This window comes from Streptomyces sp. NPDC090032 (assembly GCF_044748025.1).
Taxonomy (GTDB): domain Bacteria; phylum Actinomycetota; class Actinomycetes; order Streptomycetales; family Streptomycetaceae; genus Streptomyces.
In genome coordinates this window covers 379,777-394,245 of record NZ_JBIVFF010000008.1, presented here as the reverse complement: position 1 = coordinate 394,245, position 14,469 = coordinate 379,777, and the positions used below count along the sequence as shown (strand labels likewise).

Below are 14,469 nucleotides of genomic sequence, written 5' to 3'. Positions count from 1 at the left end.
GTCAGATCAGAAGCATGCGGTGTCTTCCCCCATGGCGCAATGGTGGCTAATCTCTCGCCGCTCAGGACGCCTGCGACAGGGGGACCCCGTGCCGTCGTACGAAGAGCTCGCCGAACTGCTCGATCCTGCCACCACGGTGCTGCTGACCGTGGAGTGCCAGCAGGGGGTCGTCGGACCGGACAGCGCCCTGCCCCAACTCGCCGAGGAGGTCAGGTCGTCCGGGGCGCTCGGCAATGTGGCACGACTCGTCTCGGGCGCCCACGAGAGCGGCGTGCAGGTCCTGCACGCGGTGGCGGAGCGGCGGCCCGACGGGCGTGGTGCCAACCTCAACGGACGGCTGTTCCGTGCCGCCGCGCGGCTGCCCGTGCAGCAGATCTCCGGCACCGAATCCGTCAGGATCGCGCCACCCGTCGAGGTGGCGGACGAGGACATCGTCGTACGCCGGCTGCACGGCCTCTCGCCCATCGCGGGCACCGACGTGGACGCCCTGCTGCGCAACCTCGGCTGCCGGACGCTGATCGTCACCGGAGTCTCGGCGAACGTCGCCATACCGAACGCCGTCTTCGACGCGGTGAACCGCGGCTACACCGTCGCCGTGCCCGCCGACGCCATCGCGGGGGTGCCTGCCGACTACACCCCCGCGATGATCCGCAACACGCTCGCCCTCGTCGCCACCGTGACATCCACACAGGACGTGCTCACCTGCTGGAAGCGCCCGCGCCGAGGCCGGTGAGCCTGCGTCGCTACGCGAGCGTGATCGAGTCGCCCGAGACGGTGATCTCCTTGGCGGCCAGGGGCTGCGCGGCGGGCGGGTGCTTCACGCTGCCGTCCTCGATGGAGAACTTGCTGCCGTGGCAGGGGCAGTTGATCGTGCCGCCGTCGATCGCGGAGACCGGGCACTGCTTGTGGGTGCAGATGTTCGTGAACGCCTTGAACTCGCCCTTCTTCGGCTGCGTGACCACCACGCCGGCGTCACCGAAGATCTTTCCGCCGCCGACGGGGATGTCCGAGGTCTTGGCGAGTTCCTTTCCTGCCCCGTCCTTTCCGGCCTCGTCCTTGGCCGCGCCGTCCTTGGCCCCGTTCCCCGCCGGCTCGGTGGACGACGAGTCGTCCGAGCTCCCGCACGCGGTGAGCGCGGCGGCGATGCCCGCGGCTCCCACGGCCGCGACGACGGTGCGGCGGGTCGGGGCGGACACGGACTCCTGCGAAGCGGTCATTACTGGTGTTTCCCTTCGGTTCAAGAGGGGGTGGCCCAAACTCGTACGGGCCGCGAGGCCGGAACGTTCAAGGCCGGACGGACTTTCGTACGGCGATGATGCGTCGCCCAACCTGGGGCAATGCATACCGGGCAGCGGTGACACGAAGGCGACCGCTGTCCATCGCACGCTGAGTGATCCAGCGTGGACGGTTGCTCTGAAACGGCCGGCTCCGCCATGGTCAGTTGTCGCCGAGGAGACCAGCGAACCCGGTGACCTGCCGTAACGGGTGGCTCCAAGCTGCTGACCTGCATTGATGTCCTCGCTTCGACGAACTGGTGGAGCAGGTCGTCGGTCACGAGCACTCGGCGCAACGGGGTTGAGCTCAGCCGAGGTTGTTCTTGAGCGCGGCGATGTATTTGAGGATCGAGTGGTCGCGGACGCCGTCGCCGGCCGGGGCGAACGGGTCGGCCGTCAGTCCCTTGGCCCGGTCCGTCAGTCCCGCCAGGAGCGTCATGGGCTCCCGTACCTTTCCGGAGGCGTCGATGTAGCGCAACGTGTCGACGTGGGTGTAGGCGGGCTCGGGTGGGAGCTGGGGGACGATGTCGTTGTTGTTGACGAAGCGGTGGATGCGTTTGGCCAGGCCCTTGTTGCAGGCCGCGGCGAGGAGACGGTCGCAGGTGCGGGGCTGGCCGTAGGTGTAGATGCCGTCGGCGGTCAGCTTCGGGTCTTCGAGGTGGAGGCGGGCGCCGGCGAGCATGGCCAGGGCGCCGCCGAGGCTGTGGCCGGTCAGCCACACGCTCTGCCCGTTGGTACGGAACTCGGCGAGAGTGTCCTGCACGGCCGGGTAGACGGATTGAAGCGCCTCACCGAAGCCGTAGTGGACGTAGCCGGTCTTCGCCGGCCCCGGCCACGGCGGGGTCGTGGCATCGGAGAGCCAGTCGCGGATCTGGGCCGGTTCGGTTCCCCGGAACGCGATGATGATCATGTGGTCGCCGGCCACGGTGAAAGCCTGCGTGTCCTGCAACGGGAACGGCGGTGTGAACCGGGTGTGGTGATGACGTACCCGGTCGAAACCCCACTGCCGGGCCGTCTCCTCGATGACGGGCTCGCTCTTGTAGGCCAGATCCGCCAACTGGGCCAGGGAGTAGGCGTGCGCGAGGCTGTAGCCGGTGGCGTGGTGGTCGATCGTGGAAGGTACGGGCACTTGGGGTTCCTTTCACAACTGCGCGGTTCCGGGGGTGGGGCCTCAACAGTTCTGCGCCCGCGCGGCCGCCACCTGTGAAGCGTTCAGTCGTAGAACTACCGCCGCGGGAGCCCGCTCTGCGGGATGGTCACCCGGACGTCGGCGTTTCCGGGGTGTGGCGGTGTGTGAACGGGCGTCCGGGGCTCTGGCTCGTCGACGCGAGGAGTGGCGAGGCGCGGACGCGGTCGAAGGGGGCACCGCAGCAACCGGCCCGAGCGCGCAGTCCACGGGGCCGTCGTCATGCAGTCGTAGGGCTGCTACGAGCCGTTCGGGTCCTCAAGGCGAGTTGACCGCACGATGTGTTCGGCCCCCCGTCATTTTCTGCCTAATGGCGACAAAACATGCATGGTAATGTTCTAAGATGGTTGGTCATATTGCCAGGAAGGAGTCTCCTGGTGGGCAGAAGGAGTGTGCGTGAGGAGATCGTCAACGCGGCGGTCGAGCAGTTCCACGCGCGCGGGTTCAACGCAGCGGGCGTCAAGGACATCACCGACAGCGCGGGTGTCCCGAAGGGGTCGTTCTACAACCACTTCGTGAGCAAGGAGGCGCTGGCCGTGGTGGCCCTGGAGCGGTACGGTGAGAGCCGCCGACTCTCGGAACTCACCGACGCGTCGGTCGATCCGCTGCTCCGGCTGCGACAGCACTTCGAATTCCTCCGTGACGAGAACACCGGCCGGGATTTCTCGCGCGGCTGCCTCATCGGCGGCTTCGGCACAGAGATGGCCGACCACAGCGCTGTGATCCGCGAGGCGGTACGGGTCAGCCTGGAGCGCTGGGCGCAGGCTCTCACGGTTGCGATCGCCCAGGCGCAGGAGTCGGGCCAGGTCGCGGCGACCACAGACGCGAAGGCGCTCGCCCGGTTCATCCTCAACGCCTGGGAGGGGACGCTCATCTCCGCCCGGTCCGAGCATTCGGAAGACTCCTACGAGGTCTTCTTCGACACGGCGTTCGGCACCCTGCTCGCCTGAGCGTGCGGGGTACTTCTTCGGTTCCACGACCCGAGAGTGCGACCACCGAGCACCCTGCCGCGATTGAGTCCTAGCGGTCGAGGCCGCCATGTGTGGCGATGGTCAGACCCTTGAGGTCACCGTTCCCATTCATTGTCGGACCGCTACATTCAGGACGATACGGAAACGGGCTTCGCCGGACATCATGCGCTCGTACGCCTCGGGCGCCTGGGTGAGCGGCATGACTTCGGTCATCGGGCGGACATCTCGGGCCTTGGCGAACCGGAGGCTGTCCTCGTTGTCGATGGAACTGCCGGTCAGGCTTCCGGTGACCGTGCGGGTGCCGAAGATCAAGTCCGTGGTCTGCACCTGGACCGGGTCGACGGCGGCACCGACGACCACCATGCGGCCGCGCGGCGCCAGTCCGGTGACCAGCGGCGACATCGAGGCACCGCTCGCGGCAGTCGCGACGACCGCGGCCGCGCCGCCCAGCTTCTGCAACTGCGCGCCGGCGTCCTCGGTGGAGCTGTCGATGTAGTGGTCGGCGCCGAGCCGCTTGGCCAACTCCGCCTTCCCCGTGCCCCGGGCGATCGCGGCGACGCGGAACCCGAGCTTGTTCGCGTACTGCACGCCCAGGTGCCCAAGGCCGCCGATTCCCTGCACGGCCACCAGCGCGCCCGGGACGGATTCGATCTGCCGGAGCGCACTGAACATCGTCAGTCCCGCGCACAGCAGCGGCGCCGCGTCGATCGAGCCGATCCCCTCAGGAATCCGGACCAGGCCGCTGGCCCTGGCGATCATCGACTCCGCATACCCGCCGTCGACGTCACTGCCCGTCTGCGGCTGGTCCGCGCAGTTGACGAAGTCGCCACGCCGGCAGAACTCGCACACGCCACACTGGCCGCCCAGGAATCCCACGCCCACCCGCTCACCGACCCGCCATGTCGTCACCCCGGGACCGACCGCGTCGATCACGCCGACGACCTCGTGCCCGGGAACCACCGGCGAGGACGGGTCGGGCCGCATCCCCTCGACGGCCACCACATCGGAGTGGCAGACGCCGCATGCCTCGACCCGCAGGCGCACATGCCCCAGCGGTGGCTCCTGCTTCTCACGCTCCACCAGTTCGAACTTCCGCGCCCCCGTGACCTCGAACGCTCGGTACGTGGACATGGCACTCCTTGCTCGTAGGTGGCTCGCACGCCGGATCCGCCCGCGAATGCCGTCCGCGAATGCCGTCCGCGAGCAGACGTCACATTCGGTCAATATGACCGGTCGTCTTAGTCCACAATGGCTGGTTTTCCTGGTGTCGTCAAGCCAACCGGGCGCACCGCGAGCTCCGCCAACTCGTCGATGAGCGACTTCTCGGCGCTCACCTGACCCACCGCTCTGCAGAGGGGCAAGCTGAGCGCCCCACGCGTGAGAGGTCGCTGGTTTCCAGAGCCTTCAGCATGTAGAGAACCACCCGGCGCGATCGGGAAGGTCGCGGATCGCGCGAAGCAGCCGGCCGGGGTGATGGCGTTCGCGTCGAAGCCGCTGTGGCGACGTGTTCCACGGTGTGATCTCTGGACCGCCGACCAGGACCAATCGGGCAACGGTGTCCGGGTGTTCAGCGGCAATCCGTGCCGCCGCAATCGCCTCGAGGGAGTGGCCGCACAGATGGGCCGGGTTGATGACCACGCATCGCACCCGCCCCCCATGGGCAACCCACACTCCCGAGTTGCACGATTACTCCAAGCTAGGTACCGTTACTTAAAGTGACGATCGTATCGCGTGAGTGACCCCGGGGCACGCGACTTCAGAGCTGAGATCCCGCGGGCATCGATCCTCGTTCAGACCGACGAGCAGACCGGTCGTGGAGGATGCAGCCCTTTCGCGCACTCGGCGCCTCCGGAATCGATGGGATGCACCAAGGAGATCCGTCATGCCCGAATTCCTCCGTGCCCACTCTCGCCGAACGTTCATCTCCGCAACGGCCGCCGCCGTCACCGCGGCAGCGACAGGGTCTCTGGGGCTGCAGAGCCGGCCGTACACCGGGAAGGAAAACATCGGAAAGCCGGCCACCGCGGGCGAGCGGCAGAGCATCCGTCCCTTCCGCGTGAACATTCCGGAGAGGGATCTCGCCGAATTGCGTCGGCGTGTCATCGCGACACGGTGGCCCGACCGGGAAACGGTTCGCGATCAGTCCCAGGGTGTCCAGTTGGCCACCATGAAGGAACTCGCCCACTACTGGGCGACGACCTACAACTGGCGGAACATCGAGGAGAAACTCAACTCGTTGCCGCAGTACATGACGGAGATAGACGGACTGGACATACATTTCATCCACGTCCGCTCCCGCCATCCGAACGCGCTCCCCATCATCCTGACCCACGGCTGGCCCGGCTCCATCCTGGAATTCCTGAAGGTCATCGAGCCGCTCAGCAACCCGACGGCCCACGGGGGACGCGCCGAGGACGCCTTTCACCTCGTCATACCGTCGATGCCCGGCTACGGCTTCTCGGAAAGGCCGACCACCACGGGGTGGAACCCCGACCGCATCGCCCGCGCCTGGGCCGTGCTGATGGAGCGACTGGGATACGAGCGCTACGTGTCCCAGGGTGGCGACTGGGGCGCCGTGATATCGGACAAGATGGCCGTACAGCGGCCTCCGGGACTGCTCGGCATCCATGTGAACTTCCCGGCCACCGTCCCGCCGGACATAGCCGAGAAACTAGCCTGCGGCGACCCGGTACCGGGCGGTCTGAGCCCGGAGGAGAAGGCCGCGTACGAGAAGCTGGCCGCCTTCTACAAGACCGGGTCCGGTTACTCGGCCATGATGGTCACCCGTCCCCAGACCGAGGGCTACGGACTGACGGATTCTCCGACGGGACTGGCCGCCTGGATGTACGACAAGTTCGCCGCCTGGACCTACAGCGGCGGCCAACCGGAGCGCGTCCTGACCAAGGACGAGATGCTCGACGACATCACGCTCTACTGGGTCACGAACACCGCGGTCTCCTCCTCGCGCCTGTACTGGGAGAACAACGCCAACAACTTCAATGCCGTGTCGGTGTCCCTCCCCGCCGCCATCACGGTGTTTCCCGGCGAGATCTACCAGGCGCCGCGGAGTTGGGCCTCGCGCGCCTACCACAAGCTGTTCTACTACCACCAGGTCGGCAACGGCGGCCACTTCGCGGCCTGGGAGGTCCCTGACCTCTTCACGGACGAACTCCGCGCCGCGTTCCGCTCCTTGCGCGGCTCACAGGCAAGCGCAGGAAAGTGAACCGTTCGGCCCCGACGACGCAGGCTCCCACCGCCCGCCACGCGCCGAGGCGCGAAGCCTTGACGGTGGGAGGCAGCGCCGAATGACGGCTTCCATGTGCTGCGGCACACCTACGCCTCGGTCATGCTCGAGGCGGGGAGAGTCCGTCGTGACGTCGGCGCAGTGGCTCGGGCACTCCTCGTCGGCCATCACGCTCGGTTACTATGCTCATTTCACGCCGGAGGCAGGAAATGAGGGGCGCACCGTCATTGGCGGACTGCTGGGAAGGCAGGGGGAGGGGCATGCCGGCCCGAACTCCCCAGATTCTCCCCAGGGTTGGTCGCGGTCGGCTCCGGTGGGATGTGCACGTCGGGAGTTGGCCGTTGATTACAAGGCTAGCGGGCTGTAGAGGCTGGAAAATTGCTGAGTGAAGTCACCGTGACCCGCTATGTCACCCCCATGAGGGAGGGCGGATCGCTCCCCGGGCTCGTCGAGGCCGACGATCTCGCCCCGTACGTCATGAAGTTCACCGGTGCGGGACAGGGCCGCAAGACGCTCGTCGCGGAGGTGATCTGCGGGGGGCTCGCGCGAAGGCTCGGACTCCGGGTACCCGGGCTCGTACGGATCGGACTCGATCCCGTGATCGGCCTCGGCGAGCCCGACCAGGAGGTGCAGGGCCTCCTCAAGTCGAGCGGCGGTGTCAACCTCGGGATGCGCTACCTTTCCGGCGCGCTCGGCTTCGACCCGCTCGCCTACGAGGTCGCTCCCGCTGAGGCGGGACGAGTCGTCTGGTTCGACGCCCTGATCAACAACGTCGACCGGTCCTGGCGCAACCCCAACATGCTGGTCTGGCACGGCGACCTGTGGCTCATCGACCACGGTGCGAGCATGATCTGGCACCACAACTGGCGCGGGGCCGAGGCCGCGGCGGCCCGCCCGTACGACGCCTCCGACCACGCCCTCGCTCCCTTCGCGCCCGATGTCGCGGCAGCAGCGGCGGAGTTCGCGCCCCGGCTCACCGAGGAACTCCTCGCCGAAGTCACCGCCGACGTCCCCGACGCCTGGCTCGCCGACGAGCCGGGCTTCGACGACCCGGACGCGGTGCGGCGCGCGTACGCCGCCGTGCTGCTGCCCCGCGCGGCGACCATCCATGAGCGGATCGGCCTGCCCGCACCGGACCCCGGCCGCGTCCCGCGCACCCCGGGCTGGCTGACCGGCGCGGCGAACGTGAAGGGCGGTACCCGGTGACCACGACCACCAGAGACGTCTTCGAGTACGCGCTGCTGCGCGTCGTCCCGCGCGTCGAGCGCGGGGAGCAGATCAACGCCGGTGTGGTCGTCTACTGCCGGGCCAAGTCCTACGTCCGCGCGCTCACTCACCTCGACGAGGCGAAGCTGCGCGCCCTCGACCCCGAGGCGGACGTGAGCGGCGTCCGCGCCTCGCTCGCCGCCGTCGAGAGCCACTGCCGAGGGGGCGGCGACGCGGGGCAGGCGGCGGACGACGACGCGGGCCGGCGCTTCCGCTGGCTGGTCGCGCCGCGCTCCACGGTCGTGCAGCCCGGACCCGTGCACACCGGTCTCACCGAGGACCCCGAGGCCGAGGTCAACAGGCTTCTCGACCTCCTCGTGAGGTGACCTCGTGGTGGGCTCTTCGCGGTGAGTGATCAGTGGCACCCGGTGGGTACGTTGACACCGGGTGCCAGGACTTCTAGCGTCACGTCCACAGGGTACTAAGCGGTCGCTCACCGAGTTGGGACGTGAGGACCGCACTCTAGGGCGAGGAGACCGAAGAGCATGTCCACCACTGAGCAGCGCGTCGCGATCGTCACCGGTGCCGCACGTGGCATCGGCGCCGCTACCGCCGTACGTCTGGCCGCCGAAGGTCGCGCCGTAGCCGTGATCGACCTCGACGAGGCCGCCTGCAAGGACACCGTCGAGAAGATCACTGACGCCGGTGGCAAGGCCCTCGCGGTCGGCTGCGACGTCGCCGACGAGGCGCAGGTCGAGGCCGCGGTCGCGCGCATCGCCGAGGAGCTCGGCGCGCCGACGATCCTCGTCAACAACGCGGGCGTGCTCCGCGACAACCTGCTGTTCAAGATGAGCGCCCTGGACTGGGACACCGTCATGAACGTGCACCTGCGCGGCGCGTTCCTGATGTCGAAGGCCGTCCAGAAGCACATGGTGGACGCCAAGTTCGGCCGCATCGTCAACCTGTCCTCGTCGTCGGCGCTCGGCAACCGCGGCCAGGTCAACTACTCGGCGGCCAAGGCCGGCCTGCAGGGCTTCACCAAGACCCTCGCCAAGGAGCTCGGCAAGTTCGGCGTCACCGCGAACGCCGTCGCCCCCGGCTTCATCGTCACCGAGATGACGGCCGCCACCGCCGCGCGCGTCGGCATGGGCTTCGAGGAGTTCCAGGCCGCCGCCGCCACGCAGATCCCCGTCCAGCGCGTGGGCAAGCCCGACGACATCGCCAACGCCATCGCCTTCTTCACCGGTGAGGCGGCCGGCTTCGTCTCCGGCCAGGTCATGTACGTCGCCGGCGGACCGCTCAACTAGGGCCGGGGGAAACGGACATGACTTCATCCCAGCTCCCGGAGCTCTCCGGCAAGGTCGCCCTCGTCACCGGCGCGAGCCGCGGCATCGGCTACGGCGTCGCCGAGGCGCTCGTCGCCCGCGGTGACCGCGTGTGCATCACCGGACGTGGCGAGGACGCCCTCAAGGAGGCCGTCGAGAATCTCGGCGCCGACCGCGTCATCTACGTCGCCGGCAAGGCCCACGACGAGGCGCACCAGGCCGCCGCCGTCGAGCGCACCATGGAGGCTTTCGGCCGCGTCGACTTCCTGGTCAACAACGCCGGTACGAACCCGGTGTTCGGCCCCATCGCCGAACTCGACCTGAACGTGGCGCGCAAGGTCTTCGAGACCAACGTCGTCTCCGCGCTCGGCTTCGCCCAGCAGACGTGGAAGGCCTGGCAGGGCGAGAACGGCGGCGCGATCGTCAACATCGCCTCCGTCGCGGGCCTCGCCCCGTCCCCGTTCATCGGCGCGTACGGCATGAGCAAGGCGGCGATGATCAACCTGACCGTCCAGCTCGCGCACGAGTTCGCGCCCAAGGTGCGGGTCAACGCCATCGCCCCGGCGGTCGTCAAGACGAAGTTCGCGCAGGCCCTCTACGAGGGGCGCGAGGAGGAGGCCGCGGCCGCCTACCCGCTGGCCCGGCTCGGTGTGCCCGAGGACATCGGCGGTGCCGCCGCCTTCCTGACCTCGCAGCAGTCCGACTGGATCACCGGGCAGACCCTCGTCGTGGACGGCGGGATCTTCCTCAACGCGGGCGTCAGCTGACAAAGCCTCCACGTCAAGTGCCCTGCCGGGAGCGCCTCGTCGGCCCGGCGGGGCACTGCGGTATGGTCTGCCGATCCGTGGCATGGCCGATCGAGGAGCGCGCACGTGTTCAACTGGATCCAGGGCCCCCGTCAACTGGCGGCGATAACGTGCATATCGCTCCTCGCCGGATGCGGACTGGTGTCCTCAGGAGAGTCCGACGACACCGACCCCATCGTCGTGGGGACCACCAGCGCGCCGAGCACCCTCGACCCGGCCGCGTCCTGGGACGGTTCCTGGGAGCTGTTCAGGAACGTCTACCAGACCCTCGTCAGCTTCCCCTCCGGCGCCTTCGAGCCGAAGCCCGACGCCGCCGAGCGCTGCGAGTTCACCGATTCCTCCAACCGCGTCTACCACTGCAAGCTGCGCGAGGGCATGAAGTTCTCGAACGGCGACAAACTCGACGCGGCGGCCGTCAAGTTCTCCATCGACCGCATCAGCAGGATCGACGTCAAGGGCGGCCCCAAGGGGCTCCTCGGCAGCCTGAAGTCGGTCGAGACCGAGGGCGACCGGGACGTCACCTTCAACCTGAACAAGCCCGACGCGACCTTCCCCTTCGTGCTCGCGACACCGGCGATGTCCATCGTGGACCCGGCCGAGTACCCGGCCGACGCGGTCCGCGACGACGGCAAGATCGCCGGCTCGGGGCCGTACGCACTCGACGCGTACACCGACGGCAACAAGGCGGTCCTCGTCAAGAACGACCACTACGACGGGTTCGCCGAGCGGAAGAACAGCGCCGTCACCATCCGCTACTTCAAGGACTCGGCCTCGATGGTCGGTGCCCTGCGCGCCAAGAAGATCGACGCCACGTTCCGCGGGCTCGCCGCGTCGGACGTCGTGGGACTTCAGGGCAAGCAGGCCAAGGACGGCATCCAGCTCGTCGAGGGCGCGGGCATGGAGATCAGCTACCTGGTCTTCAACCCCAAGGACCCCTGGGCCCGAAAGCCGGCCGTCCGCAAGGCCCTCGCCCAGGTCGTCGACCGGGGCGCGATCGCCCACAAGGTCTACCAGGACACCGTCGAACCGCTCTACTCGATGGTCCCGAGGGGCCTGACCGGGCACACGACCGGCTTCTTCGACGACTTCGGCAACCCGGACGCGGCCAAGGCCAGGGACATCCTCACCAAGGCGGGCATCACCGACCCGGTCCCGCTCACCCTCTGGTACGCCACCGACCGCTACGGGTCCGCGACCGGCGCCGAGTTCACCGAGCTCAAGCGGCAGTTGGACGCGTCCGGCCTCTTCGACGTCACAGTCAAGGGACGCCCCTGGAAGACGTTCGAGGCCGGGTACCGCAAGGGCGAGTACCCCGTCTTCGGACGCGGCTGGTTCCCCGACTTCCCGGACGCGGAGAACTTCATCGCGCCCTTCGTCGGTCAGCAGAACGCGCTCGGTACGCCGTATGCGTCCAAGGAGATCACCGACGACCTGCTGCCGCAGTCACGTCGCGAGGCCGACCGTGCCGCCGTGGTGAGCCAGTTCAGGCGCGCCCAGCAGATCCTCGTCGACGACGCCCGGCTGCTGCCACTGTGGCAGGGCAAGCAGTACGTCGCGGCGAGCGAGGAGATCGCGGGCGGCGAGCGGGCCCTCGACCCGTCGACGATCATGATGATGTGGGAGCTGCATCGTAAGACCAGCTGGTAGGCGGGCCGCCGGGGCCCGTTGTCAGTGGCCGCGGGTAGGTTCTGGGGTGTGCATCGGCCGTGCCTCGTACGGCCGTGAAGTGACCGTACCCCGGAGGTTGTTGACGTGACCGACACCGCGATGCTGCCCGAGTCCTGGCGCGGCGTCCTCGGCGAGGAGCTGCAGAAGCCCTACTTCAAGGAGCTCACCGAGTTCGTCGAGGAGGAGCGCGCGAAGGGTCCCGTCTACCCGCCGCGCGAGGAGGTCTTCGCGGCGCTCGAAGCGACCCCGTACGACCAGGTCAAGGTCCTTGTCCTCGGCCAGGACCCGTACCACGGGGAGGGCCAGGGGCACGGTCTGTGCTTCTCCGTGCGGCCCGGCGTGAAGACGCCGCCCTCCCTGCGGAACATCTACAAGGAGATGAAGGAGGAACTCGGCCACCCGGTCCCTGACAACGGATATCTGATGCCGTGGGCCGAGCAGGGCGTCCTCCTGCTGAACGCGGTGCTGACGGTGCGGGCCGGCGAGGCCAACTCGCACAAGGGCAAGGGCTGGGAGAAGTTCACCGACGCCGTGATCCGCGCGGTGGCCGACCGGCCCGACCCGGCCGTGTTCGTCCTGTGGGGGAACTACGCGCAGAAGAAGCTCCCTCTGATCGACGAGGAGCGCCACATCGTCGTGAAGGGCGCGCACCCCTCGCCGCTCTCCGCGAAGAAGTTCTTCGGCTCGCATCCCTTCACGCAGATCGACAAGGCGGTGGCCGTGCAGGGTCACACGCCGATCGACTGGCGCATTCCGAACCTGGGCTGACGTTCTTGGGCGGACGTTCCTCGGCGGACGTTCCTGGGCGCGCGCCTCTCCAAGTGCGCGTCCCTCCGGGGCCGTGAGCGCCCGGTCCCCGGAGGGACCCCCGCCCGCGCCTGACCTGGATTGTCAGTGGCTGCCTATAGCGTCGGAATCGTTATCAGCTTGGACGATCGGCATACGAGCGTGGAGGACCTGTGGCTGAGCAGCGGGAGCAGGCGGCGGATGACGCCATGATGACCCGGATCGGGCAGGTGATCATGCTCCATCACGCCGGTGACCGCGAGGAGGCCAGGGACCGGTACCTGGGCCTGTGGGCGGAGATCGGGGAGGACGGCGACGCCCTCCACCGGTGCACGCTCGCGCACTACATGGCGGACACTCAGGACGACCCGGACCACGAGCTGGCGTGGGACCTGCGGGCCCTGTCCGCCGCCGAGGGCCTGAGCGAGGCCCGGCTCGCACGCCACGAGCAGTCGCTCGCGGTCCGCGCGCTCTACCCCTCGCTGCATCTCAATCTGGCGGCGGACTACGTGAAGCTGGGCCGAGGCGATGCGGCCCGCAGCCATCTGACGCAGGCGCGCGCCGTGGTGGGCGCGCTCGGGGACGACGGTTACGGGGACGGCGTACGGGCGGCCATCGCCCGGCTGGAACAGCGGGTCGCGGCGATGCCGCCCGGGGGTGGCGAGGGTCCGGGGCGCGGTCCCGCGGGGGGCGAGCCGCTGGGGCCGCCGAGACGGAGTTCGTAGGCGGCCAGCTCCTCAGCGGCCGCCGCCTGATGCCTCACCGGCCTCCGCTTGATTCGCCGCCCCGCGTCATCCGCCTCCACGCCTCACGTCCTCCGTCCGCCTCATCCTCCGTACGTCTCCCGGCAGATACGGGCCTCTGGGCTGTCCGGGTTCCACTTGCCGTACTGGTTGCCCAGTGCGCACACATCGCCCGGCACTTCCGGTGCCGCGGGGGCCGCCGTGTGCGGGTGGCGCGGCGGAGGTGCTGCCGGGCGGGCCGCGCGGTCGGGGCCGGGCCGCTGGGGTGCCTCCTGGCGTGGGGGCTGGGGCGGGCGTGGTGGACGCGTGGGTTCGGGCGAGGGTGAGTGGGGCGGTGGCGTCCGGCCCATCCTGTCCAGTGCCTCCCGCACCGGCGCCTGCACGACCTGGGGCTTCGCCCGACCGTCGGGGCGGGGCGCCGCCGGGACGGCCGACGGGCCGGAGGAAGCGGCCGGAGGCTCCGGCTGCCGTACGCTCACGCAACCGGACACCGCGGCGGCCGTGGCCGCCACCGTGAGCAGAAGCGCTGCTGAGGTCGTCGATCGATGCACCCGCGTCACTCTGGCGGCTGCGGAGCCCCCTGGCGGGCCCGTCGGCCGATGATGCCCCGCACGGGTGACGCGCAGGTCAGGACGGCGACGCGTCGAGCATCCCGCGCAGCAGCTCCGCGAACCCCTCCCGCAGTCCCGCCAGGTCCGGGGCCGACGCGTGGAACGCCCCGGCCACGCACGAGAACATGATCCCCTCGGACCAGGCCACCAGGGACAGCGTGTGCCGCTCGGGATCCCGGGACCCCGCGGCCCGCAGCAGCGCGGTCAGTGGTTCGTGGAACTGCGCTCCCGTCGCGTCGAAGAATGCCCGCAGCTCCGGCCGCCGCGTCGCCTCCAGCGCCAACTCGTAACGGCAGATGAGCAGTTGAGGGTGGTTCGTCAGATAGCGGTGCAGCGCGAGCGCCATACCGTCGACGAGCGAGTCGATCCCGCCGGCCGGATCCGGCAGTTCGTCCACGGCGAGCACCCGTGACTCGCGCACGGCGAGGCGCCGGACCGTCGCCTCCAGGAGGGCGAGCCTGGTCCGGGCGTAGTTCGACGTCGATCCCTGCGGCAGGCCCGCCGCCTCGTCGACCGCGCGGTGCGTCAGGCCCCGCATCCCGCGCTCGGCGAGCAGATCGAGCGCGGCGTCGGCGATGACTTCGGCGCGAGGTGCGCCGGTGGCGCCGGTGGGGCCAACGGTGCTGGTGCGTACGGACATGGTCACAAC

14 protein-coding genes and 1 pseudogene are annotated in these 14,469 nt (G+C 69.1%); 11 read left to right on the top strand and 4 right to left on the bottom strand.

Annotation, left to right across the window (positions count from 1 at the left end; all coding sequences use genetic code 11):
• The first annotated feature begins 88 nt into the window (after positions 1 to 88).
• A complete protein-coding gene (locus tag ACIPWY_RS22715; protein ID WP_362909934.1) occupies positions 89 to 733 on the top strand; it encodes a cysteine hydrolase in 645 nt (214 codons plus the stop codon).
• 10 nt (positions 734 to 743) lie between these two features.
• On the opposite strand, the gene ACIPWY_RS22710 is transcribed toward ACIPWY_RS22715, so the two are convergent.
• Together ACIPWY_RS22710 and ACIPWY_RS22705 are read right to left on the bottom strand one after the other, a co-directional pair.
• Complete coding sequence (locus ACIPWY_RS22710; RefSeq protein ID WP_390018916.1) at positions 744 to 1,217, bottom strand: Rieske (2Fe-2S) protein; 474 nt, start codon at positions 1,215 to 1,217, stop codon at positions 744 to 746.
• 364 nt (positions 1,218 to 1,581) lie between these two features.
• On the bottom strand, positions 1,582 to 2,403 hold the full coding sequence (locus ACIPWY_RS22705; protein ID WP_362909938.1) for a lipase family protein: 822 nt from the start codon (positions 2,401 to 2,403) through the stop codon (positions 1,582 to 1,584).
• A 434-nt stretch (positions 2,404 to 2,837) separates the two neighbouring features.
• Here ACIPWY_RS22705 and ACIPWY_RS22700 point away from each other — a divergent pair, with 434 nt between their 5' ends.
• Positions 2,838 to 3,410 carry a TetR family transcriptional regulator C-terminal domain-containing protein gene (locus tag ACIPWY_RS22700; RefSeq protein WP_401534620.1) on the top strand — a complete coding sequence of 191 codons (573 nt, stop codon included), beginning with the start codon at positions 2,838 to 2,840 and terminating at the stop codon, positions 3,408 to 3,410.
• 129 nt (positions 3,411 to 3,539) lie between these two features.
• On the opposite strand, the gene ACIPWY_RS22695 is transcribed toward ACIPWY_RS22700, so the two are convergent.
• Positions 3,540 to 4,562 carry an alcohol dehydrogenase catalytic domain-containing protein gene (locus tag ACIPWY_RS22695; RefSeq protein ID WP_401534617.1) on the bottom strand — a complete coding sequence of 341 codons (1,023 nt, stop codon included), beginning with the start codon at positions 4,560 to 4,562 and terminating at the stop codon, positions 3,540 to 3,542.
• Between the two features lie 751 nt (positions 4,563 to 5,313).
• Between ACIPWY_RS22695 and ACIPWY_RS22690 the strand changes: the two genes are divergently transcribed.
• From ACIPWY_RS22690 to ACIPWY_RS22650, 9 genes and pseudogenes are all read left to right on the top strand, one after another.
• Positions 5,314 to 6,654 carry an epoxide hydrolase family protein gene (locus tag ACIPWY_RS22690; protein ID WP_401534614.1) on the top strand — a complete coding sequence of 447 codons (1,341 nt, stop codon included), beginning with the start codon at positions 5,314 to 5,316 and terminating at the stop codon, positions 6,652 to 6,654.
• 63 nt (positions 6,655 to 6,717) lie between these two features.
• Positions 6,718 to 7,042 (top strand): annotated as a pseudogene (locus tag ACIPWY_RS22685) (tyrosine-type recombinase/integrase); the annotation flags it as partial.
• An 11-nt stretch (positions 7,043 to 7,053) separates the two neighbouring features.
• On the top strand, positions 7,054 to 7,881 hold the full coding sequence (locus ACIPWY_RS22680; RefSeq protein WP_362909944.1) for a HipA family kinase: 828 nt from the start codon (positions 7,054 to 7,056) through the stop codon (positions 7,879 to 7,881).
• Entirely contained in the window at positions 7,878 to 8,267 is a 390-nt protein-coding gene (locus ACIPWY_RS22675; protein ID WP_383895125.1) for a DUF3037 domain-containing protein, read from the top strand. The genes ACIPWY_RS22680 and ACIPWY_RS22675 overlap by 4 nt, the downstream gene beginning before the upstream one ends.
• A 159-nt stretch (positions 8,268 to 8,426) precedes the next feature.
• The gene (gene fabG, locus ACIPWY_RS22670; protein ID WP_362909948.1) at positions 8,427 to 9,188 is read left to right on the top strand and encodes a 3-oxoacyl-ACP reductase FabG; all 762 of its coding nucleotides are present in this window, start codon (positions 8,427 to 8,429) and stop codon (positions 9,186 to 9,188) included.
• Positions 9,189 to 9,205: 17 nt separating this feature from the next.
• A complete protein-coding gene (locus ACIPWY_RS22665) occupies positions 9,206 to 9,973 on the top strand; it encodes an SDR family oxidoreductase (RefSeq protein ID WP_362909951.1) in 768 nt (255 codons plus the stop codon).
• 105 nt (positions 9,974 to 10,078) lie between these two features.
• Positions 10,079 to 11,659 carry an ABC transporter substrate-binding protein gene (locus tag ACIPWY_RS22660; protein WP_362909953.1) on the top strand — a complete coding sequence of 527 codons (1,581 nt, stop codon included), beginning with the start codon at positions 10,079 to 10,081 and terminating at the stop codon, positions 11,657 to 11,659.
• 105 nt (positions 11,660 to 11,764) lie between these two features.
• Positions 11,765 to 12,448, top strand: a complete 684-nt coding sequence (ung, locus tag ACIPWY_RS22655; protein WP_362909955.1) for a uracil-DNA glycosylase — start codon at positions 11,765 to 11,767, stop codon at positions 12,446 to 12,448.
• 191 nt (positions 12,449 to 12,639) lie between these two features.
• On the top strand, positions 12,640 to 13,191 hold the full coding sequence (locus ACIPWY_RS22650; RefSeq protein WP_362909957.1) for a hypothetical protein: 552 nt from the start codon (positions 12,640 to 12,642) through the stop codon (positions 13,189 to 13,191).
• A 645-nt stretch (positions 13,192 to 13,836) separates the two neighbouring features.
• Here ACIPWY_RS22650 and ACIPWY_RS22645 read toward each other — a convergent pair.
• Positions 13,837 to 14,460 carry a TetR/AcrR family transcriptional regulator gene (locus tag ACIPWY_RS22645; RefSeq protein ID WP_393702899.1) on the bottom strand — a complete coding sequence of 208 codons (624 nt, stop codon included), beginning with the start codon at positions 14,458 to 14,460 and terminating at the stop codon, positions 13,837 to 13,839.
• Positions 14,461 to 14,469 lie beyond the last annotated feature (9 nt).